The organism is Microvirga vignae (assembly GCF_001017175.1).
GTDB classification, from domain to species: Bacteria; Pseudomonadota; Alphaproteobacteria; order Rhizobiales; family Beijerinckiaceae; genus Microvirga; species Microvirga vignae.
This window is the reverse complement of record NZ_LCYG01000029.1, coordinates 15,079-35,424: the sequence shown is the minus strand read 5'-3', so window position 1 is coordinate 35,424 and position 20,346 is coordinate 15,079. Positions and strand designations below refer to the sequence as shown.

At 61.1% G+C, this 20,346-nt stretch carries 18 protein-coding genes and 1 riboswitch; of the genes, 13 read left to right on the top strand and 5 right to left on the bottom strand.

The genetic code is table 11. The features are described 5' to 3' along the window. The first annotated feature begins 105 nt into the window (after nucleotides 1-105). Complete coding sequence (locus AA309_RS12190; RefSeq protein WP_160310446.1) at nucleotides 106-1,395, top strand: MFS transporter; 1,290 nt, start codon at nucleotides 106-108, stop codon at nucleotides 1,393-1,395. Here AA309_RS12190 and AA309_RS12185 read toward each other — a convergent pair. Continuing rightward, on the bottom strand, nucleotides 1,350-2,168 hold the full coding sequence (locus AA309_RS12185) for a transglycosylase SLT domain-containing protein (RefSeq protein WP_160310445.1): 819 nt from the start codon (nucleotides 2,166-2,168) through the stop codon (nucleotides 1,350-1,352). The two genes, AA309_RS12190 and AA309_RS12185, sit on opposite strands and share 46 nt — an antisense overlap. Before the next feature lie 688 nt (nucleotides 2,169-2,856). Then, nucleotides 2,857-4,833 carry a TonB-dependent receptor plug domain-containing protein gene (locus tag AA309_RS12180; protein WP_047189296.1) on the bottom strand — a complete coding sequence of 659 codons (1,977 nt, stop codon included), beginning with the start codon at nucleotides 4,831-4,833 and terminating at the stop codon, nucleotides 2,857-2,859. A 36-nt stretch (nucleotides 4,834-4,869) separates the two neighbouring features. Then, a riboswitch (cobalamin riboswitch) is annotated at nucleotides 4,870-5,088 on the bottom strand. Between the two features lie 118 nt (nucleotides 5,089-5,206). On the opposite strand from AA309_RS12180, the gene AA309_RS12175 reads away from it, so the two are divergent. Beyond that, entirely contained in the window at nucleotides 5,207-5,959 is a 753-nt protein-coding gene (locus AA309_RS12175; RefSeq protein WP_244470334.1) for an ABC transporter substrate-binding protein, read from the top strand. A gap of 11 nt (nucleotides 5,960-5,970) precedes the next feature. Here AA309_RS12175 and cobU read toward each other — a convergent pair whose 3' ends face one another. Together cobU and AA309_RS12165 are read right to left on the bottom strand one after the other, a co-directional pair. After that, entirely contained in the window at nucleotides 5,971-6,516 is a 546-nt protein-coding gene (gene cobU / locus AA309_RS12170) for a bifunctional adenosylcobinamide kinase/adenosylcobinamide-phosphate guanylyltransferase (protein WP_047189294.1), read from the bottom strand. 34 nt (nucleotides 6,517-6,550) lie between these two features. Beyond that, the gene (locus AA309_RS12165) at nucleotides 6,551-7,942 is read right to left on the bottom strand and encodes a sensor histidine kinase (protein WP_047189293.1); all 1,392 of its coding nucleotides are present in this window, start codon (nucleotides 7,940-7,942) and stop codon (nucleotides 6,551-6,553) included. A 254-nt stretch (nucleotides 7,943-8,196) separates the two neighbouring features. On the opposite strand from AA309_RS12165, the gene AA309_RS12160 reads away from it, so the two are divergent. The 8 genes from AA309_RS12160 to phoB all read left to right on the top strand — a co-directional run bounded on the left by AA309_RS12160 (nucleotide 8,197) and on the right by phoB (nucleotide 16,030). Continuing rightward, the gene (locus AA309_RS12160; protein ID WP_052954657.1) at nucleotides 8,197-9,255 is read left to right on the top strand and encodes a lysylphosphatidylglycerol synthase domain-containing protein; all 1,059 of its coding nucleotides are present in this window, start codon (nucleotides 8,197-8,199) and stop codon (nucleotides 9,253-9,255) included. A gap of 58 nt (nucleotides 9,256-9,313) precedes the next feature. Next, entirely contained in the window at nucleotides 9,314-10,621 is a 1,308-nt protein-coding gene (locus AA309_RS12155) for an ATP-binding protein (RefSeq protein WP_047189292.1), read from the top strand. 171 nt (nucleotides 10,622-10,792) lie between these two features. After that, nucleotides 10,793-11,827 (top strand): phosphate ABC transporter substrate-binding protein PstS, encoded by a 1,035-nt coding sequence (pstS, locus tag AA309_RS12150; RefSeq protein ID WP_425286872.1) that lies wholly within the window; start codon nucleotides 10,793-10,795, stop codon nucleotides 11,825-11,827. A gap of 62 nt (nucleotides 11,828-11,889) precedes the next feature. Next, nucleotides 11,890-12,840, top strand: a complete 951-nt coding sequence (gene pstC / locus AA309_RS12145; RefSeq protein ID WP_425286871.1) for a phosphate ABC transporter permease subunit PstC — start codon at nucleotides 11,890-11,892, stop codon at nucleotides 12,838-12,840. Between the two features lie 11 nt (nucleotides 12,841-12,851). Further along, nucleotides 12,852-13,748: a phosphate ABC transporter permease PstA gene (pstA, locus tag AA309_RS12140; protein ID WP_047189311.1), complete on the top strand. Its 897-nt coding sequence runs from the start codon at nucleotides 12,852-12,854 to the stop codon at nucleotides 13,746-13,748. Then, entirely contained in the window at nucleotides 13,745-14,566 is an 822-nt protein-coding gene (gene pstB / locus AA309_RS12135) for a phosphate ABC transporter ATP-binding protein PstB (RefSeq protein ID WP_047189289.1), read from the top strand. Before pstA ends, pstB begins: the two co-directional genes overlap by 4 nt. Nucleotides 14,567-14,591: 25 nt before the next feature. After that, the gene (phoU, locus tag AA309_RS12130; protein ID WP_047189288.1) at nucleotides 14,592-15,305 is read left to right on the top strand and encodes a phosphate signaling complex protein PhoU; all 714 of its coding nucleotides are present in this window, start codon (nucleotides 14,592-14,594) and stop codon (nucleotides 15,303-15,305) included. Between the two features lie 2 nt (nucleotides 15,306-15,307). Beyond that, entirely contained in the window at nucleotides 15,308-16,030 is a 723-nt protein-coding gene (phoB, locus tag AA309_RS12125; RefSeq protein WP_047189287.1) for a phosphate regulon transcriptional regulator PhoB, read from the top strand. 190 nt (nucleotides 16,031-16,220) lie between these two features. Here phoB and AA309_RS12120 read toward each other — a convergent pair whose 3' ends face one another. Further along, nucleotides 16,221-16,754: a GcrA family cell cycle regulator gene (locus tag AA309_RS12120; protein ID WP_047189286.1), complete on the bottom strand. Its 534-nt coding sequence runs from the start codon at nucleotides 16,752-16,754 to the stop codon at nucleotides 16,221-16,223. A gap of 390 nt (nucleotides 16,755-17,144) precedes the next feature. On the opposite strand from AA309_RS12120, the gene AA309_RS12115 reads away from it, so the two are divergent. Genes AA309_RS12115 through AA309_RS12105 form a run of 3 tightly spaced genes read left to right on the top strand, consistent with a single transcriptional unit; the run spans nucleotide 17,145 to nucleotide 20,262 of the window. Then, nucleotides 17,145-18,353, top strand: a complete 1,209-nt coding sequence (locus AA309_RS12115) for an aspartate aminotransferase family protein (protein ID WP_047189285.1) — start codon at nucleotides 17,145-17,147, stop codon at nucleotides 18,351-18,353. After that, on the top strand, nucleotides 18,350-19,276 hold the full coding sequence (argF, locus tag AA309_RS12110; protein WP_047189284.1) for an ornithine carbamoyltransferase: 927 nt from the start codon (nucleotides 18,350-18,352) through the stop codon (nucleotides 19,274-19,276). Before AA309_RS12115 ends, argF begins: the two co-directional genes overlap by 4 nt. Further along, nucleotides 19,273-20,262, top strand: a complete 990-nt coding sequence (locus AA309_RS12105; RefSeq protein WP_047189283.1) for an Hsp33 family molecular chaperone — start codon at nucleotides 19,273-19,275, stop codon at nucleotides 20,260-20,262. Before argF ends, AA309_RS12105 begins: the two co-directional genes overlap by 4 nt. Nucleotides 20,263-20,346: the final 84 nt, after the last annotated feature.

Genomic DNA, 20,346 nt, shown 5'->3' with positions numbered 1-20,346 from the left:
TTTTTGAAGAAGGATCGATACAGAGCGGATCGGGCTTGATCTGGTAGGACGTCTGCTCTCTACTTCGCGAGCGCGGCGTCCGCCGCCTTTTCCTCGCGTGGATCCGTGAATTCCTCTCTCGCTCTTATTTGGTCCGTGACGGCTGCAACCACGCTGTTGCAGGTTGCCAATGGTCTGCTTCAGGCCGTGATGCCGCTGCGTATGCAGGCAGAGGGCCTCTCCGTCACTGCTATCGGTATCGTCGCGGCGGCCTATGGCCTCGGTTTCTCGACGGGCTGTTTCCTGGCTCCCTCCTTCATCCGTCACGTCGGCTATATCCGTGCCTTCTCGAGCCTAGCGGTCATGGTGGCGGTGCTCGTGCTGGGGATGACGCAAGCACACACCACGCTGGCATGGGTTCTGCTGCGAGGACTGACGGGCGTGACGCTCGCCTGCATCTTTACCGTGACCGATGGCTGGATCAGCTCCCGCGCCACGTCGAGTCACCGCGGACGGATTTTGTCGATCTACATGATCTCAACCAAAGTGGCGCTCATGCTGTCGCCGCTCGGGATTGGCTTCGGCGATATCAAGACCGATGGGCTGTTCATGGCGATCAGCGGAGTGATGGCGCTCTCGCTGATTCCCATCTCAGCGACAACCACGAAGGAGCCGCCTGCGCCCTTGGGCGTGAAGATCGACGTGAAAGGTCTCTTCGTTGCCGCGCCCTCGGCGGTCGTCGGATCGTTCGTCGTCGGCCTCGTCAATGGTCCGGTAATTGCCATTACACCCGTCTTTGGCGTAAGCATCGGCATGAGCCAGGAGACGGCAGCGGCGCTGCTTGTCGCATTGCAGGCCGGAAGCCTCGTCATGCAATGGCCGCTCGGCTGGCTCTCGGACAGGGCGGACCGCCGCTATATCATCGCAGGACTGGCTGCGGGAACGAGCCTGATCTCGATCCTCATCCTGATTGCGAGCGCGCAAGGTGCGCAGCAGACGATCCTCTGGAGCTTCGCCGCCTGGGGCGGCTTGGCTCTCTGTATCTATTCGGTCTGCGTGGCCCATGCCTGCGATATCGTCGATCCCGGCCGCATCGTGTCGACAGTCGGAACACTGCTTTTCGCATGGGCGGTAGGCGTTACGATCGGCCCCTTGTTCGGTGCAGGGGCCATGGAGCTCCTTGGGCCGAAGGGGCTCTTCATCTATTCGGCGCTCGCCTCTCTGGGCCTTGCCGCTTTCATCATCCTGCGCATCGTGCAGGTTCAGCGCGCACCAAAGGGCGAGTTCGTGACCATCGCACCTACCAGTTCCGCCGCTCCTGCTATAGTCGCTCTTTCGGAGACGGCAGCGGATAACAGGAAGCAGCCGGATCAGAACGCTGCGTCTGCCGTTATCCGGGAGGAGACGTCCTCATAGCGGTTCAGTCGCTTGTCGATCATCGTGTCGATTTTCTCATAGACTTCCGACACGGTGAGCTCGCGGGTCTTCTTGCCATCCTTGGCGAAGAACAGCGACTTGTTGGAACGCGCCGCAGCCGGGAATGCGCTCTCGGCACTCTTCTTCGGCGTGTCGTCCACGAGGGCGATGAACCTGCTGGCGCTGTCCACGCCGAAGAAGTGGGATAGATAGAACTCGGAGCGGCTGAGCTTGCGGCCCAGGCGTGCCTCGATCTTAGCCTTGTCGCGCTTCATCATTTCCGCAGCCATCAGCGCGGAGATGAAAGGATTGCGGCGTAGGCCCAGGATGTACTCACGCTTGGTCTCATCCGGAACGGAGAGCTTGCCGCCATGGTTTTCGATGGCCGCCGCTTCCATGATCAGGCCATGTTTGGGGCCAAACGAGCGAACGGTTTCAAGCCACGTGCTCGAGATGAACTGGAACAAGCCCACCGCAGAGGAGGTGGATGCCTTGTTGCCCGGGAGAAAGCTCGATTCCTTATCGGCCAGCGCCATCATGTAGACGGGATCAGCTCCGGTGACTTCGGACGCGCGCATAATCGTGTCGACGATCCAGAGAGGCACGCGCATTTCCTCGAACTCAAGATACTCGACAGGCGTGACATCGATATCGTCCTCGGTGTCGCCTTCCACAGCAGGCGGATTGGTGAGCGGCATGGTCGTGATGAACAGTTCCTGCAGCTCGGCATAGGTGAGGATCTTCGCCGACTCGGGGTGAGCAATGTTTTCCAATGGATCGCTGCTCGGCAGCATGATCGGCCCAGGCGTGGACTCAAGCGCGCGCGAGGAGGGCTGCTGAGATGGGCTCGCTTCAGCGGGAGCAGCCATCGGGCTTGCGGTGATGCATGCGCCGAAGCACGCGCTCGCGGCGATGCCAAGCAAAGCCTGACGGTTGCAAAGGATCGAGAGGCTATTCAGCACGCCACATGGCTGAAGCCTGAAGTAATACTTGCTCCTATTACGAAACACTGATGACTGGCATGCGCGATAAAGCGCTGTCAGAACAACCCGCATTCGGACTTGCCCCCTCAAACGACTGCTTATCCGCTAAGGCGGTGCGCAGCCCTTCTTGATTAAACGAGAGCCAGTATGTGCTAGGCGGATATGTCCAGAATAGGTCAGCTTGGCCTTTTATTAGGTAGTTTTTCCGAAATGCGTCGAACGGTCGCCCGTCCGAATGAAGAGTAAATCCCTGCATTCAGAGAGTTTTTGGACACTCTCCGGTCGGTTCCTATTCTTGATAGGGCGAGTTGTCGCAACGGAACCCCCACCTTATCCAGGGCGGTAAAAACACTACCGAGAACCATGCTGTACCGCATCGGTTGCACTGAATGGCCACAATTCCAGAAGGTCAAAAGAAAAGGTCAGGTGCCGTAGCACCTGACCTTTGCAATTCATATGAGCATGATCGTCGCGACTGTTACCAAGTCGCACGCAGGCCAGCGTAGAAGGAGCGGCCTGCTGTGCCGTAATCATACACCTCCTGATAATCCGCGTCCGTCAGGTTTTCCGCACGGGCATAGATGCTGAAGGTGTTGTTGATCTTGTAATCGGCATAAACATCGAAGCGGGCGTAGGGTGCAAGCTCGTTCAATTCGCCAGGAGAGGAGAAGCGGCTCCCCACCAATACGACAGACGGCTCGATAGACAGGCCCGGCAGGGGCGTGATCGCAACGCCGAGACGGCCCTGGTTCTCCGGGCGGCGTGCAAGGCGCAGATCCGACTCTTCATCGAACGCTTCCAGATACGTGTAGCTTGCCTTTACGCGCAACCAGGTGGGAATGACATCCACATCGGCCGAGAGCTCGACGCCGCTGGTGCGCGCCCGGTTCACGTTGATGAAGCAGCCAAAGAACTGATCCGGCCGGCAAGTATCCGCCATGCCGAACGCAATCAGATTGCGGAAGCGGTTGGCGAAGAACGTGGCTGAGAGAAGCACGCGGTCATCCGCAAGGCGCTGATCGATGCCGACGTCGAAACCGATGGAGCGCTCCGATTCCAGATCTGCGGTGCCTGAGAACGGATCGAACTTCTGGTACAGGGTCGGAGCCTTCGCACCCGTGCCGACGCTGGCGCGCAGCTTGGTGCCGGAACTCGGGATCTCATAGGCCGCCGTGGCGCGCCACGTGCCAAAGGTATCGCCATCCTCGATGTCGTCGATGCGGCCGCCAAGCGAGAGATGCAGATTTTCGAAGAGGCTGAACTGATGGAGTGCATAGACCGAGCGTGTGGTCTGCGATGCATCGATGTCTTCATTCTCCGGAGTTGCGAAGGGAAGAACGCTGCGTGACGTCGAGACCAGATCTTCCTGCTCGGCCTTTGCACCAAAAGTGAGGAGGCCGTAAGGGCCGAGCTTCAGATCACCCTGATACTCCGCCAACAAACGGTCGCCCTGGTAACCGTAATTATTCCAGTAAGGGCCGGAGAATGATGAGATTCCCACAAGACGGTAGTCACGATCTGTCCGGCTGCCGGAGACGAGGAACGTGTTCCTGAGAATGCCGTCGAACGCGTTGATCGTCAGGCGCGAATGGCCCTCATACAAACGCTGCTGGGTTTGAGAGGGGGCATCGGGAAGAAATTCGAAGGCCGACGCGGCATTATCGATCTGCGCCCTGTTGTAGCTTGCATAGCCGCCGATCTCGAATTCGACATCCGGCGAAAGAGCAACCGAGATGCGGCCTGCCGCGCCGAGACGCTGCGCGCTGTCGGGCTCAAGAGGGGAGGAGAGGGCGTCTTCGATGCGGCCGATGCGATAGCCGTAGCGGGAAAAACCGGCGGTATCGAAGCCGGTGGTCGAGAAGGCGTAGGACACCGGGCCGTCGCTACCGGAGACCGAAGCACGCCCGGCCTTCGTGCCATAGCTTCCCCCTTCGACGCCGACGCTGACGCGCGGTGCGCCCTTGCCCTTGCGAGTGATGATGTTGATCACGCCGCCCATGGCGTCGGAGCCGTAAATGGCGGATTGCGGGCCCCGCAGAACCTCGATGCGCTCGATATCGACGGCGGCGAGGTTCGAAAAATCGAACTCGCCGGAATCCGTCGAAGGATCGTTCACGCGGATGCCGTCGATGAGAACGAGGGTCTGGCCGGATTCGGCGCCACGCAGGCGCACCGTCGTCGTCGCGCCTGGACCGCCGGTCTCGACGACCGTTACACCGGGAACGCGGCGCAGCACCTCTGCCGGGCTCGTCAGCGATTCCTTTGCAATCTCCTCAGCCGTAATCACGGAAATCGCGCTGCCGGCCTGCGAAATCGCGAGCGGTGAGCGCGTGGCCGTGACGACGAAGTCAGGGGCCGGCGCCGGTTCGGTGAAGGTTTGAGCGTGGACTGCACCCAGTGAGAGGGCGAAAAAAGACACGGATGCCGCGAGCAGGCGGCATGAAGGCATGGCCATGGAGACCTCCTGCCCGCCCCACCGGCGAGCAATACGGGTTGCGTTTTGACGCCGGCCGGTCTCCTGGCTTGCAGGTCATCGCGAGCAATCCGCCTTCCCAAATCCTCTTGAGCTTGTCTGGCCCAAAGATTCAGTGGCATGAAGGATTGCCGCTCGCCGCTTACAGTTGCGGGGGCAGCCACGGAATAGGACAAGGTCCGCACCGTGTTCCCGTTTCACCTCGATAGTCGAGGCACCAACGTCGGATCACCTCTTTACGGGCTTGCCTCTCATGCCGCAACTACGTCTCAGTCGGTTTTCCAGATGGATGTTGCCCATCTGCATCGCCTTCCTTTGGGGGAGCGTCGCGGGAGCACAACCGCGACCTCAGCGCGTGGTGTCCCTCAATCTCTGCACGGACGAGATGCTGCTCACGCTTGCCGACCGCGATCAGATCGCCTCGTTGAGCTTTCTCATCAAGGATCCGTCGATCTCCTTCATGACCGGGCAGGCGCAAGGATTGCCGGTCAATGATGGAAGAGCCGAGACCATCCTGTTCAGCGGGCCTGATCTCGTGCTGTCCGGCACCTATGGCCAGCAGGGCCAGGTCGCACTTCTGAAGGCGCAAGGACTTGAGGTGCTGACGCTTGGTCCCTGGACGAGTCTCAATGAGGGACAGGAGCAGATCCGCACCATGGCGCGTGCGCTCGGCCATCCGGAGCGAGGTGAGGCGCTGATCGCGCGGATCGATGCCGCGCTCCAACGCACGAAGGACATCGTTCAGGGCAGACCGAGCATCCTTGTCTACGACCGGGGAAGCTGGGTATCTTCGACGGATTCCCCCATGAACGAGCTCCTGATCCATATGGGTTTCAAGCCGCATCAGGAGGCTCTAGGGCTGCCGCATGGCGGCATGGCTCGCCTTGAAGCCATCGTCACGACGCCCCCGGATTTCCTGCTCCTGGATGATGACTCGGATAAAGCCGTCGACAATGGTACGGCGCTTTTCGTCCATCCGGCGCTCGTGCAAGCGGTTCCGCTGGAGCGGCGTCTCGTGGTGCCGAGAAAGCTCACGATCTGTGGTGGGCCTTCGACCCCTGGGGCTATCGAGGCTCTGGCGGCAGAGGTCAGGGCGAAGGTGCGTTAAAAGTGGCTGGCTCAACCCAGGTGCAAATCCAGGGGAGGGGCGGGTTTGAGGAGAACTGGGCATCCCGCTGCGATGAAGACGACCGCATCGCACGCTTTGGCGATGCGCTGGTTCAATCGACCCTGTTGATCCCGGAAAGAACGCCCGAGAGCCGTTGTGGGGACGATCCCCTGACCGACCTCGTTGGACACGAGAACCACCGGACCTGCGCTGTCCGTCAAGACATCGATCAATGCGTCGACTTCGCGGCTTGGGTCGCGCTCGCTCATGATGAGATTTGAAAGCCACAGTGTCAGGCAGTCGACGAGGACGATCCGACTTGGACCTGCATTCGCGCTAATGGCAGCGATGAGATCGAGCGGAGCTTCCACCGTCTTCCAGGATGGATCGCGCTCCGATCGGTGATGCGCAATGCGCTCGCGCATCTCATCGTCGAAGTCTTGCGCCGTCGCGATGAGAATGCGTGTGTCAGACGAGGCCTCCGCCAGATCAAGAGCCGTGCGGCTCTTGCCCGAACGTGCTCCGCCCAGAACGAGGACGCGGCGATGGATCGTCATGCATGTTTCCAGGTGGAGGTCATCAAACGAGGCGTTAGCCTGCCAGTCGGGCAAGAGGCAAGGTCATGTGCACACGCAGTCCGTCCGGCGACCATTCCCGCTCCAATGTGCCGCCGAGCTGGCCAGCGATGCTTCTTTGGGAAAGCTGAGTGCCGAAACCTTCGAAATCAGGCGGGCTCTCCACATTTGGGCCACCGGTCTCCACCCAGAGAAGATCGATCACCTCGTCATGGAGCGTCCAGCTTATCTCGAGCCGACCGTCCGGATTGGACAGGCATCCATATTTCGCTGCGTTGGTAGCAAGCTCGTGAAGGACGAGGGCAAGGCTCGTCGTGGTGTTGGAGCCTACACGCACACCAGGTCCTTCGATCAAGACTCTGTTTGCATCAGTCTGCCGGTAGGGCTCGAGAACGGCCTCGCATAATCGGGCGAGATCGACATCCGATCCTGCTCCATGTCCCATGGTGGCTGCCGGCTGGACCAGTTCGTGCGCGCGCGCGAGTGCGCTCAGGCGGCCGCGCAGAGCAGTGGCCATTTCCTTCGGGTCCTTGGCCGTGCGTGCCGTCATCGAGACCATGCCGTTTGCGATGGCGAAAAGGTTTTTGACGCGATGGTTCAGTTCCCGCGTGAGAAGCTGTTGGGCTTCCTCGAACGCATGACGTTCGGTGATATCGCTGATCACGCCGGAGAGGCTTAACGCATGAGGTTTATCGCCATCGGGTGCAAAAAGAGCCTGACCGACTGAGCGAAACCAACGGGTCTTGCCATCGGGCAGAATGGCCCGGTACTCGTTCTCATAATGGCCATCGGATTGCGGATCGCAGGCTTTTGCGATGCGCCCCCATGCGGTTTCACGATCATCAGGATGGATCATGCCGATCGCCTGTTCGAGGGGCATGCTGAACGATTCATCGTGAGGGAGCTGATAGAGCGCGCAGGTTCCCTCGTCCCAGAAGATCTGTCCTTTTTCCAGGTCGATCTGCCACGTACCGAGATCGGCGGCCTCGAGCGCCAGGCGATAACGGGTGTCGAGGCTGCGTAACGCTTCCTCGGCCTTTTTCTGCGCATCGATATTGGTGTTGGTTCCAAACCAGCGCACAACGTGGCCGGAGAGATCTTGAATCGGCAGGGCGCGGCTGAGCACCCATTCATACTCGCCTGCAGCGTTCCGGATTCTGTACTCGATTTCATAGGAAGTGCCGGTTTCGATGGACCGGCACCATTGCTCCTGGACTATGGGCAGATCGTTGGGATGAAGGGCGCTCTGCCAGCCGTTTCCGAGACATTGCTCGGGGGACATGCCCGTGAACTCATGCCAGCGACGGTTGAAATAATCGTGAGATCCATCGGACCTGGCCGACCAAACGAGTTGCGGCAGGGATTCCGCCAGAACGGCAAACTGATTTTCCGTTTCGTTGAAATCCACGCGAATCTCCCTGGGGGCGCGACTTGCAGCCTTTTCTCCTGCCAAAGGGAACCTCATTGTTGTGGGCCTTTTCGATGCTGACAACCTAAATCGTGCTCAATCTGTGCTTTTAGGGGCGAAAGAGTAGTCCCGATGATAGGGAAAGCATTAAGAAACCGCCTCACAGGCTGGCGCTCCGCTGTCGGAGCGCATAGATGCAGGGCTGCTCCTGAACCCTTGGGGCGTTTTCACGCTGAGGCTGATTGAACCCTTTCATGAACGATATGAGCCCTCATTCGGTTGCTCCGCCGGACATCACGTCTGCCGAAGCCCTGCACCCCAAGGAGCGGCGCTCCCGCCGGTTCGCCTGGATCGGAATGGCAGCCAGTGTGATTCTGTTCGGTGCGTCTCTCGTCGTTCTCTGGAGGATTGTCTCCGAAATCGACGTCAATGAGCTCAAAGCAGCCTTCACGGCAGCGAGCCTGCGGCAGATCGGTCTTGCAATCCTCTTCACGACGATCAGCTACAGCCTGCTGACCTGCTACGACGCCATCGCCCTCAAGCAGCTCAAGCTGAAGATTCCCTATCGCACCACGGCAATGGCCTCCTTCACCAGCTATGCGGTGAGCTTCACCCTCGGCTTCCCTCTCCTCACGGCGGGTACTGTTCGCTACTGGATCTATTCTCCGAAGGGGATCAGCCCGGGACGGGTGGCAAGCCTCACCGTCATCACCGGAGTCACCTTCTGGCTCGGCATGGCCCTCGTCCTGGCCTGGAGCCTGATCCGCAAGGCGGATGAGCTGGCGAGCCTCGTTTACACTCATATCTGGGTCAACCAGCTGATCGGCCTCGCTGCGGCCGTATTCGTCGCCGGCTATCTGATCTGGGTCTCGTTCAAGCGTCGGGTGGTGCGAATCCAAGGCTGGAAGCTGGAACTGCCGGGACTGCGCCTTTCCCTGGGGCAGATCCTGATCGGCGCCGCCGATGTCTGCGCCGGGGCAGGGGTTCTGTTCGTCCTGCTGCCGGGTGGACATGGCCTGAGCTTCGAGACGTTCCTGGCCGTTTACATCTTTGCCGTCATGCTGGGTGTGGCAAGCCATGCGCCGGGAGGCTTGGGCGTCTTCGAGGCCACCATTCTCCTGGCCCTCTCGAGCTATCCTCGGGAGCCGGTGCTCGGCGCGCTCTTGCTTTACCGCCTCTGCTACTACCTGATCCCCTTCGTCGTGGCGCTCGCTCTTCTGGGAGCCTATGAGGTCCGCAACCGCCTGCGCTCCTCTCGGGGGGCTTTCAAGCCGGATGAGGACGCCGCAGAGGAAAGCTTGGCCGGGAGATGACTCTTTGGGGTACGCGTCTTAATGAGGACGCGAAACTCATCGGGAACCCTGCAGCATCATGACAGATCCAGGCGAGATCAGGCCGGAAGGCAGCTTTTCAGGCGCCAACCCGCTGCGCATGGCCGCGTTTCGCGGGGCACTCCTGGCTTGCCTGCTGCTGAGCCTTGTTGCGCTTTGGCGCGGATACGGCGACATCTGGTTTGTTGTGGGGGCCATCAGCGCCATAGCGCTCAGCCTAGTTCTAAGCCATCGGCAGCGGCAACGCTTAGGCCAAGCCCTGCAAACGCGTCCCAAATCCTCTGCCCGGAGCGGCATGGCGGAGGCTGTGCTGGCTCATATTCCCGATCCTGTCATCCTTGTCGATCGAAGGGCCGTCATTCTTGAGGCAAACAAGGCTGCCTATCTCCTCCTGCCAGGGTTGAAGGTCGGCCACCCCCTGTCCTTTGCTCTGCGCAGTCCCGATGTGCTCGACGGCATCGAGGAGGTGTTGGAGGTGACAACTCCGTTGCGCATCGAATATTCCGAGCGGATTCCTACGGAACGCACCTTCGAGGTGCATATCGGCCCCTTGCACACCGAGGGGCCGGGCGTGGCCGTGCAGTCCGGTGTCGTCCTGTTCTTCCGCGATCTCACCTCGGCGCGACGACTTGAGGCCATGCGGGCGGATTTCGTAGCCAATGCGAGCCATGAACTGCGCACGCCTCTCGCCTCTCTCTTAGGGTTTATCGAGACCTTACAGGGACCGGCTAAGGACGATCCCAAGGCGCGCGAGCGTTTTCTCGAGATCATGCGATTGCAGGCCCAGCGCATGAGGCGGCTGATCGATGATTTGCTGTCCCTCTCGCGCATCGAGATGCGGGCTCATGTTTCGCCGACGCAAATCGTCGATCTTGGTTCTCTCGTCGTTCCAATGGTCGAGACGTTTTCGCCCAGGGCTAAGGAGAGAGGCGTAGAGATCCGGATGGCGCTGCCGTCGCGCCCCGTTCTGGTCCTCGGCGACCGGGACGAGCTTTTGCGTGTGATCGAGAACCTGATCGAGAACGCCGTGAAATACGGTGAGAGCGGCGGGGCTGTGGACGTTACGGTTGAGAGTGTCGAGGCAGACGACAACTCCAAAGGCCGCTCAGCGGTTTTCTCCGTTCGGGATTACGGCCCCGGCATCGCACCGGAGCATCTGCCGCGCCTGACGGAGCGGTTCTACCGTGTCGATGTCGCCGAGAGCAGGGATAAGGGCGGCACGGGTCTAGGCCTCGCTATCGTCAAGCACATCGTCAACCGTCACCGCGGCCAGCTCGATATCACCAGCGAGCCAGGGCAGGGCGCGCGTTTTAACGTTACGCTTCCCGAGGCTCCCTCAACTGGGTGACAACACGATCCCGAGACATTGCCATGGGATCCTTTTCGGGTGTCATTTAATTGTCATCCAACTGTCGTAGAGCCGACATCCGCTGGGCCTAGCTGTCCCTCGCGCGGTCTGGAGTAGGTCATGGAACCACCTGCCGCGCTTGTATGAACAGGGAGATTTATCGTGAAGATCATGTCCTTCGCCATTGCGGCCGGCCTTGCCGTCGCGAGCCTGACGACTACGGCGTCCGCTGCCGACATCACCGGCGCAGGCGCGACTTTCCCCTTCCCGGTCTATTCGAAATGGGCTGAGGCCTACAAGAAAGAGACCGGCATCGGCATGAACTACCAGTCGATCGGTTCCGGCGGCGGCATCAAGCAGATCCAGGCCAAGACCGTCGATTTTGGCGCCACAGACGCTCCGATGAAGGGCGCCGATCTCGAGAAGAACGGCTTCGTCCAGTTCCCGACCGTCATGGGCGCCGTCGTCCCCGTCGTGAACATCCAGGGCGTTCAGGCGGGCCAGCTCAAGCTCACGGGCCAGGTTCTGGCTGACATCTTCCAAGGCAAGATCGCCAAGTGGAATGATCCCAAAATCGCCCAGCTGAATGCCGGCGTGAACCTGCCGAACGCCAACATTACCCCGGTCTATCGCTCTGACTCTTCGGGCACGACGAGCGTGTTCACCACCTATCTGTCGCAGGTCTCCGAGGCCTGGAAGAACGAGTTCGGCGCCAATACCACGATCAGCTGGCCGATTGGCCAGGGTGGCAAGGGCAATGAGGGTGTCGCCGCAACCGTGAAGCAGGTTCCGAACTCGATCGGCTATGTCGAGTATGCCTACGCCAAGCAGAACAACATTCCTTATGCTCTGCTCCAGAACCAGGCGGGCAAGTATCCGCAGCCTGAGATCAAGTCATTCCAGGCCGCTGCCGCCAGCGCCAACTGGTCGTCCGCTCCCGGCTTCGGCATCTCGCTGACCAACCAAGCTGGTGACGACGCTTGGCCGATCACGAATCCCACCTTCATCCTGGTCTACAAGACCGCGGAGAAGCCAGAGCAGACCGCTGAGGTTCTGAAGTTCTTCGACTGGGCCTACAAGAACGGCGACAAGCTCGCCAGCGACCTTGACTACGTGCCGCTGCCGGACAACGTCGTCGAGCAGATCCGCACGACCTGGGCGAACGAGATCAAGAACGCCTCGGGACAGCCGGTCTACAAGAAGTAAGAAAGACAGCTCTACGTAGCTTGTCGTGAGGAGTGAGGCGGATGGTTGTTGTGTCTGATAAGATGACCGTATCGAACATGCAGACCCTCCGCCGCCGCTCCTCTCCTGCTTTCGATCAGGGCTTTCGCTGGGCTGCTTACGGCTCCGCCCTGGTCGTCCTCGCCGTCCTCGCCGGTATCATCGGCACCATGATTTATGGTGGATGGCCCGCTTTCCAGGAATTCGGCTTCGGCTTCGTTACTTCCAGCGTGTGGAATGTGGGGCAGGATCAGTATGGCGCATGGGTCGCCATCTCCGGCACGCTCACATCGGCTCTCATCGCGCTTGTGATCGGCGTTCCGATTTCCATTGGCATCGCGATCTTCCTCACCCAGCTTTGCCCGCCCTGGCTGCGCCGTCCCGTTTCAACGGTGATCGAGCTTCTGGCCGCGGTGCCCAGCATCATTTACGGCATGTGGGGTCTCTTCGTCTTCGCCCCGCTTTTTGCCAAATACGTCCAGGTTCCGCTGACCTCCATCGTCGAGGGCATGCCGATCCTCGGAACCGTGCTCTACGCTCGCGTGCCGTCCGGTGTTGGCATGATGACGGCGGGGATCATCCTATCGATCATGATCATTCCGTTCATTGCCTCGATCACACGCGACATTCTCGACCAGATCCCGACCGTGCTGCGCGAAAGCGCCTACGGCATCGGCTGCACCACCTGGGAAGTGGTGCGCTTTGTCCTTCTGCCGCAAGCGGGCGTCAGCATCATCGGCGCCATTATGCTGGGGCTCGGCCGTGCGCTTGGTGAGACGATGGCGGTCACCTTCGTGATCGGCAACGCAAACCGTCTGTCGCTTTCGCTCTTCGACCCGAGTTCCACGATCGCGTCCCGCATCGCCAACGAGTTCAATGAGGCGGCCGGTTTGCAGATGAATGCCCTGCTTGCGCTCGGCTGCATTCTCTTCGTCGTGACCTTCATTGTTCTGGCCCTCGCGCGTCTCCTGATCGCCCGCGTGAAGACGCACTGAAGAGGTGGATGATGGATACCGCTGTTTATGATCACCCCGCCACGACGGCTCATGCGCCCTGGGGCCGTGTGCGTCGCAGCCGCCATGTCGCTGACCGTGCCCTGAAGATCATCTGCACGCTGTTTACGGGTCTCGGAGCCTTCGTGCTCGGATGGATTTTGCTGATGCTCCTTGTTGAAGGCATCGGTGGCCTCTCGCCCGCTGTTTTCACCGAAACGACACCGGGTCCAGGCACCGAAGGAGGCGGCATCGCCAATGCCATCGTCGGCAGTCTGATCCTCACCATTCTTGGCGTCATGATAGCCACGCCGATAGGCGTGCTCGCGGGGACGTACCTCGCCGAATACGGCAAGAACTCGAAGCTCGCGACCGTCATTCGTTTCGTCAACGACATTCTGCTGGCAGCGCCCAGCATTCTCATCGGTCTCTTCGTCTATATTCTGATGGTGCAGCCGATGGGCGGCTATTCCGGCTGGGCGGGCGGTGTGGCACTAGCGATCATCGCCGTGCCCGTGATCGTCCGTTCGACCGAGGACATGCTGCGCCTCGTGCCGGGCTCCCTGCGTGAGGCAGGAGCGGCCCTCGGCGCGCCCATGTCCACGGTGATTGTGAAAATCAGCTGGAAGGCCGCTCGCGCCGGCATGGTCACGGGCGTGATCCTTGCCACGGCCCGCATCGCCGGCGAGACCGCGCCGCTGCTCTTCACTGCACTGAACAATAATTTCTGGTTCAGTCCGAGCCTGATGGGCGGCGTCTCGAATCTGCCCGTCACGATCTACCAGTTCGCGCTGGCACCTTATGAAAACTGGCGGCAGCTCGCCTGGGCCGGCGCACTCATCATCACCCTGTCCATCCTGGCGCTGTCCATCGTGGCGCGCCTGCTCTTGAAGAAGGATAAAGTCCGATGAGCAGCACGATTGCCGTCAATACGAGCAGCGCCATCGGGAATGCGGCCGCTGCCGATACCAACGCACCGGCCCGCATCGCCGTCAAGAAACTCAACTTTTACTACGGCGATTTCCGCAGCCTGAAGGACATCTCCCTCGATTTCTATGACCGGCAGGTGACGGCCCTCATCGGCCCTTCCGGCTGTGGAAAGTCGACGCTGCTGCGCACGTTCAACCGCATCTACAGCCTTTATCCGGAGCAGCGTGCAGAGGGGCAGATCCTGCTCGACGGACAGAATGTTCTCTTGCCGTCCATCGACGTGAACGAGCTGCGCGCTCGCGTCGGCATGGTGTTCCAGAAGCCGACGCCGTTCCCGATGTCGATCTACGACAACATCGCCTTCGGCATTCGTCTCTATGAGAAGCTGTCCAGGAGCGAGCTCGACGGTCGCGTTGAGGAAGCTCTGCGCAAGGCGGCCTTGTGGGACGAGGTGAAGGACAAGCTGCGCCAGTCCGGCATGGGTCTGTCCGGCGGTCAGCAGCAGCGCCTTTGCATCGCGCGCACCATCGCGCAGCGTCCTGAGGTGATCCTGCTCGACGAGCCGACCTCTGCCCTCGATCCGATCTCCACCGGCAAGATCGAGGAGCTGATCGAGCAGCTCCGCTCCGAGTTCACCATCGTCATCGTCACCCACAACATGCAGCAGGCGGCGCGCATCTCGCAGTTCACCGCCTTCATGTATCTGGGCGAACTCATCGAATTCGGGCCGACGACCAAGATGTTCATGAACCCGTCCAAGAAACAAACACAAGATTACATCACGGGCCGCTTCGGCTGACTGAAGCACTACAAGGAGGCTTCCCATGGCGGAGCATATCGTCAGCTCCTACGACAACGACCTGCAGGCCCTCCGGCGACGGATTTCCGAGATGGGCGGCATCGCCGAGAAGATGCTGGTCGATGCGATCCAAGCGCTCGTCCGCCACGACACGGCCCTGGCGCAAACCGTCATTGCTTCGGACAAGCGCCTGGACGTGCTTCAGCGCGAGGTGGAGGAGAACGCCATCCTCACGATCGCCCGTCGCCAGCCGCTGGCGGTGGACCTGCGCGAAACCATCTCGGCCATCCGCGTCTCCGGCGACGTCGAGCGCATCGGTGATCTCGCCAAGAACATCGCCAAGCGTGCGCTCGCCATCGGCTCCGACTTCCAGCCGCAGAAGATCGTGGTGGGGCTTCAGCACATGAGCGACCTGGTGCTGGGTCAGCTCAAGGACGTGCTCGATGCCTATGCCCAGAAGGACACAGCTCGCGCTCTCGACGTGTGGAAGCGCGATGGCGCCATCGACGCGCTTTACACCTCGCTCTTCCGCGAGCTTTTGACCTACATGATGGAAGACCCGCGCAACATTTCATTCTGCACGCATCTTCTGTTCTGCGCCAAGAACATCGAGCGCATCGGCGATCACACCACCAACATTGCCGAGACGGTGCACTATCTGGTGACGGGCGAGACTCTCGCGATTGATCGGCCTAAGAATGACCGGTCCATCGACACCAGCGCCGAGGCAGGAGCCTGAGCATGGGGCCTCGCGTTCTGATCGTGGAGGACGAGGAGCCGCTGACGCTGCTCCTGCGCTACAACCTCGAAGCCGAGGGCTACGAGGTGGACAGCGTCTCGCGCGGGGACGAGGCTGAGATCCGCCTGCGCGAGCAGGTGCCCGATATCGTGCTGCTCGACTGGATGCTGCCAGGCCTCTCCGGCATCGAACTCTGCCGCCGCATCCGTGTGCGTCCGGAAACGGAGCGTTTGCCGATCATTATGCTCACAGCCCGTGGCGAAGAGGGCGACCGCATCCGCGGCTTGGCCACCGGCGCGGACGATTACATCGTCAAGCCTTTCTCGGTGCCGGAACTGCTGGCCCGCGTGCGCGCGCTGCTGCGCCGCACGAAGCCTGCCCATATTGCGACATTGCTGCGGGCCGGCGACATGGAGCTCGACCGCGAGACCCATCGCGTGCGCCGCTCCGGCAAGGACCTGCACTTGGGTCCCACGGAGTTCCGCCTGCTGGAGTTTCTCATGCAGAGCCCGGGTCGCGTCTTCTCTCGCGAGCATCTGCTCAATGCGGTTTGGGGACACGACGTCTATATCGACGAACGCACGGTGGACGTGCATGTGGGCCGCCTGCGCAAGGCGATCAACCTACCCAAGATGCCCGATCCCATCCGCACGGTGCGCGGGGCCGGCTATTCCTTTGACGAAACATTCGCCCGGGCCGAGCAGGCTGCGAACGCAGAGAGTTGAGATCGGTTATCAAAAAATCAAAAGGCCGCGCTGATGATCTCAGTGCGGCCTTTTTGTTTGAAACTCCCTATCGCGTTTAGCACGTCGCACGGAAAAGTGGACCCGGTTTTCCGCTTTCAACGATGCGCTGCTCTAGAAAATGAGCGTCGGGTGGGTCCCAAAAGTGCCTTCCACTTTTGGGTCCGAGGCTCTAGGCGCGGGCCAGCTTGCGCTCACGCTTGCGGTCGGTCACCGGCTGGTAGGCGATGCGGGCGTGGTGCGTGCAATAGGGCAGGCCCGTGATGGAGCGGGCGCCGCAGAAGCGGAACTCCGGCTTCGTAGGATCGCCCATGGGCCAGCGGCACATGGACTCGCGCAGGTCCATAATGGTCACGCGCTCGGACATGGGGATCGCCACATCCTCCTCCTCGACCATCACCTCTCGCTCCTCTCGCGCCGGCTGAAGCGGAATGGGGGCGAGAACCACATTGCTGTGGGCCTGAGGCGCAATCGGGGTCGGGGCGCTGGGTGCGCGGGTCACCTTGCGGGCGCGCGGGGCAGCAGTGGTGGGCTTCGCGTCCTTGGCACGGCCGGAGAGGCCGAGGCGGTGAACCTTGCCGATCACCGCGTTGCGGGTCACATTGCCAAGCTCGGCAGCGATCTGGCTTGCGCTCAAGCCATCGGTCCAGAGCCTCTTGAGAAGCTCGACCCGCTCATCCGTCCAAGTTGCGCCCGCATCTGTCATTTTTAAACCTGCCTCCATCGTGGCCGCTTCTTTAAACCCAGAATCCCCCATACCTCGCGGACAGAAACTTGATGTCCGACCGCGCTGAGAGGGGTCGCTCCTGAGGGTGAGAGCCGCCGCACGAATGCCGTACTCGACTGCCCTGAAGTTACAGGATGGGTGGACTCGGGCGCAAGAGTCCCCGGCCACCCCCTGTCGTTTTCCCCAGGGAAGTCACCTTGCGGAAAATTTGCCCGTGATGAGTCACTTCATTTCTCTTGAATTGACAGGGACTCGCACCTCGTTAGAATCTCTACCGTGCCGCCCCGCTTGGGCGGCGCTTTCTTTTTTAAGGCTCAAGGCCGGCCTCCAGGTGCGACCTTGGGTCACCATGAGAGGCGGAGACAACCCGTGACATCGCCATTGCTGCCTGTTTTTGCGCGTGCCGAGCTTTCCTTCGAGAAGGGGGAGGGGCCCTGGCTCTACGGCCGAGACGGGCAGCGATACCTCGATTTCGGGGCTGGCATTGCCGTGAATGCCCTCGGTCACGCCCACCCGCGCTTGGTCAAGGCGCTGACGGAGCAGGCGTCCAAGATCTGGCACACCTCGAACCTCTATCAGATCCCCGAAGGAGAGCGGTTGGCCCGGCGGCTCGTGGAGAACACTTTCGCGGATGTGGTGTTCTTCACCAATTCAGGTGCTGAGGCGAACGAGGCGGCGGTCAAGATGGCGCGCCGCTATCATTATGTGAACGGTCATCCCGAGCGCTTCCATATCATCACCTTCGAGGGCGCTTTCCATGGGCGCACCCTTGCGACCATCGCGGCGGGCGGCCAGGCCAAATATCTGGAAGGCTTCGGTCCCAAGGTCGAAGGCTTCGATCAGGTGCCCTTCAATGATCTCGGCGCCCTGAAGGCCGCCATTGGCCCGCAGACGGCAGCCCTGATGATCGAGCCGATCCAGGGCGAGAGCGGCGTACGACCGGTCGATGCCGCCTTCATGAAGGAGTTGCGCGCGCTTTGCGATCAACACGGCCTCCTTCTGATCTTCGATGAGGTTCAGACGGGTGTTGGGCGCACCGGCAAGCTGTTTGCCTATGAATTGACGGGCGTGAAGCCGGATATCATGTCGGTGGCCAAGGGCATCGGTGGCGGATTCCCGATGGGCGCTTGCCTTGCGACGGCCGAGGCTGCGAAGGGCATGACGGTCGGAACGCATGGCACCACCTTCGGCGGCAACCCCCTCGCCATGGCGGTTGGAAGCGCTGTGCTCGATGTTGTCCTGGAGCCCGGCTTCCTGCAGGAGGTCGAGCGCAAGGGGCTGCTGCTGAAGCAGCGCCTCGCCGAACTGAAGGACCGTCATCCTGGCATCATCGCCGAGGTTCGCGGGCAAGGTCTCATCATGGGGATTCGCACGATTGTGCCCAACACCGATTTCATCGCCGCCGCCCGCGCTCAGAAGCTCATTCTGGTCGCTGCCGGCGACAACGTGGTCCGGCTTCTGCCGCCGCTCATCATCTCGGATGCAGACATCACGGAAGCCTTCAATCGTCTGGATGCCGCCTGCGCGGCCATGGAAGCCGAGCTGAAGAAAACCGCTCAGCCTGGAGCAGCTCAATGAAGACCCGTCACTTTCTCGATCTCAGCGATTTTTCCGGGTCTGAGATCCGTCATATCCTGAAGGTGGGATCCGAGATCAAGGCCAAGCGTCGCCGTGGGGAGCGCTCGAAGGAGCGCCCGCTCGAGGGCAAGACGCTTGCCATGGTGTTCGACAAGCCCTCCACCCGCACCCGCGTCTCCTTCGATATCGGTATGCGCGAACTCGGCGGCGAGACGCTGATGCTCACGGGTAAGGAGATGCAGCTTGGCCGTGGCGAGAGCATCGCCGACACAGCGCGTGTTCTCTCGCGCTATGTGGATGCCATCATGATCCGCACGCTCGATCATGCCATGGTGACGGAGCTTGCGCAGTACGCCTCGATCCCCGTGATCAACGGCCTGACCAAGATGACGCATCCGTGCCAGATCATGGCCGACGTCATGACCTTCGAGGAGCATAACGGCTCCATCGAGGGGCGTACGATCGCCTGGGTGGGCGATGCCAACAACGTGCTCGCCTCCTGGGTTCACGCGGCGGGGCGCCTTGATTTCACGCTGAAGATCGCATCTCCGCCGGAACTTGCTCCGCGCCCGGAGCTTTTGTCCTGGGCAAAGCAGGAAGGAGCAAAGATCAGCGTGACGACCGACGCCTTCGAGGCAGCGGAGGGGGCTGACGCCGTCGTCACCGATTGCTGGGTCTCGATGGGCGATGATGACGAGTTCCGCCGCCACAACCTGCTCAAGCCTTATCAGGTCAACAGCAGGCTGATGAGCGTGGCCGCCAAGAATGCCGTCTTCATGCACTGCCTGCCGGCGCATCGCGGGGAGGAGGTGACAGATGACGTCATGGATGGTCCGCAATCCGTAGTCTTCGATGAGGCCGAGAACCGGCTTCATGCACAAAAGGGCATCCTGGCGTGGTGCCTTGGAGCAGCAAGCGCATGAGTTCAACTTCGTTCGAGGGACATGATGACGTCGTTCTACCGTTCGCGGTGGAGCCGCTCGACGTGCGCGGGCGCGTGGTGCGCCTCGGTCCCTCCATCGACACCATCCTGACCCGTCACGGCTATCCCGACATGGTCGCGCGAGTCATCGGTGAGGCGGCTGCACTCACCGTCATGCTCGGCGCGTCGCTGAAGCTCGAAGGACGCTTCCAGCTTCAGACCAAGACCGATGGCATCATCGACATGGTGGTGGTGGACTTCAATGCGCCGGATAAGTTGCGCGCTACGGCTCGCTTCGACAAGGAGAAACTGGAAGCGCTCGGCTCCTCGACGCCCAGCACAGGCGAGTTGCTCGGTCATGGTTATCTCGCGATGACCATCGACCAGGGCACGGAACGCAGCCGCTATCAGGGCGTGGTTGCGCTTGAAGGTCAGGGCTTCGAGGAGGCTGCGCACCAGTATTTCCGCCAGTCGGAGCAGATCCCGACGCAGGTGCGTCTCGCCGTTGCCGAGCAGTTCGAAAGCGGTCGTCATACCTATCGCGCGGGCGGCTTGATGATCCAGTTCCTGCCGTCCTCATCCGAGCGGCTGCGCCAGGCCGACCTTCATCCCGGCGACATTCCGGAGGGCCATCCTTCCAACGATCTCGCTGGGCCTTCCGAGGACGATGCCTGGGTCGAAGCCAAGTCGCTTCTGGCGACGGTGGAAGATCACGAGCTCATCGATCCCGCGGTGTCGAGCGAGCGGCTGCTCTACCGTCTCTTCCACGAGCGTGGCGTGCGCGTGTTCGAAGGCCAGCACGTGCACGAGGAATGCACCTGCTCGCACGAGCGCATCATGGGCATGATGCGCCGCTTCTCGCCCGAGGATCGGCGTGACATGGTGGGCGACAACGGGCGCATCGGCATCACCTGCGAGTTCTGCTCGCGCTTCTACGATCTCGATCCTGCCGAAGTGGAGGCCGAGATCGCGAAGACGGATGCGTAAAATCTGTTCTCGCTAACGTGTCCTCATCGTCCTGCCCGGGCTCGTCCCGGGCATCTAGGTCTTTGCGACCTGGTGTTCCGAAGG

What these genes read in the sequence shown, in the direction of transcription:
- AA309_RS12120 (WP_047189286.1), bottom strand. Translation starts at nt 16,754, where the DNA reads ATGACAGATGCGGGCGCAACTTGGACGGATGAGCGGGTCGAGCTTCTC.
- pstB (WP_047189289.1), top strand. Translation starts at nt 13,745, where the DNA reads ATGAGCAGCACGATTGCCGTCAATACGAGCAGCGCCATCGGGAATGCG.
- phoB (WP_047189287.1), top strand. Translation starts at nt 15,308, where the DNA reads ATGGGGCCTCGCGTTCTGATCGTGGAGGACGAGGAGCCGCTGACGCTG.
- pstS (WP_425286872.1), top strand. Translation starts at nt 10,793, where the DNA reads ATGTCCTTCGCCATTGCGGCCGGCCTTGCCGTCGCGAGCCTGACGACT.
- pstC (WP_425286871.1), top strand. Translation starts at nt 11,890, where the DNA reads ATGACCGTATCGAACATGCAGACCCTCCGCCGCCGCTCCTCTCCTGCT.
- AA309_RS12160 (WP_052954657.1), top strand. Translation starts at nt 8,197, where the DNA reads ATGAACGATATGAGCCCTCATTCGGTTGCTCCGCCGGACATCACGTCT.
- AA309_RS12155 (WP_047189292.1), top strand. Translation starts at nt 9,314, where the DNA reads ATGACAGATCCAGGCGAGATCAGGCCGGAAGGCAGCTTTTCAGGCGCC.
- AA309_RS12105 (WP_047189283.1), top strand. Translation starts at nt 19,273, where the DNA reads ATGAGTTCAACTTCGTTCGAGGGACATGATGACGTCGTTCTACCGTTC.
- argF (WP_047189284.1), top strand. Translation starts at nt 18,350, where the DNA reads ATGAAGACCCGTCACTTTCTCGATCTCAGCGATTTTTCCGGGTCTGAG.
- phoU (WP_047189288.1), top strand. Translation starts at nt 14,592, where the DNA reads ATGGCGGAGCATATCGTCAGCTCCTACGACAACGACCTGCAGGCCCTC.
- AA309_RS12180 (WP_047189296.1), bottom strand. Translation starts at nt 4,833, where the DNA reads ATGGCCATGCCTTCATGCCGCCTGCTCGCGGCATCCGTGTCTTTTTTC.
- cobU (WP_047189294.1), bottom strand. Translation starts at nt 6,516, where the DNA reads ATGACGATCCATCGCCGCGTCCTCGTTCTGGGCGGAGCACGTTCGGGC.
- pstA (WP_047189311.1), top strand. Translation starts at nt 12,852, where the DNA reads ATGGATACCGCTGTTTATGATCACCCCGCCACGACGGCTCATGCGCCC.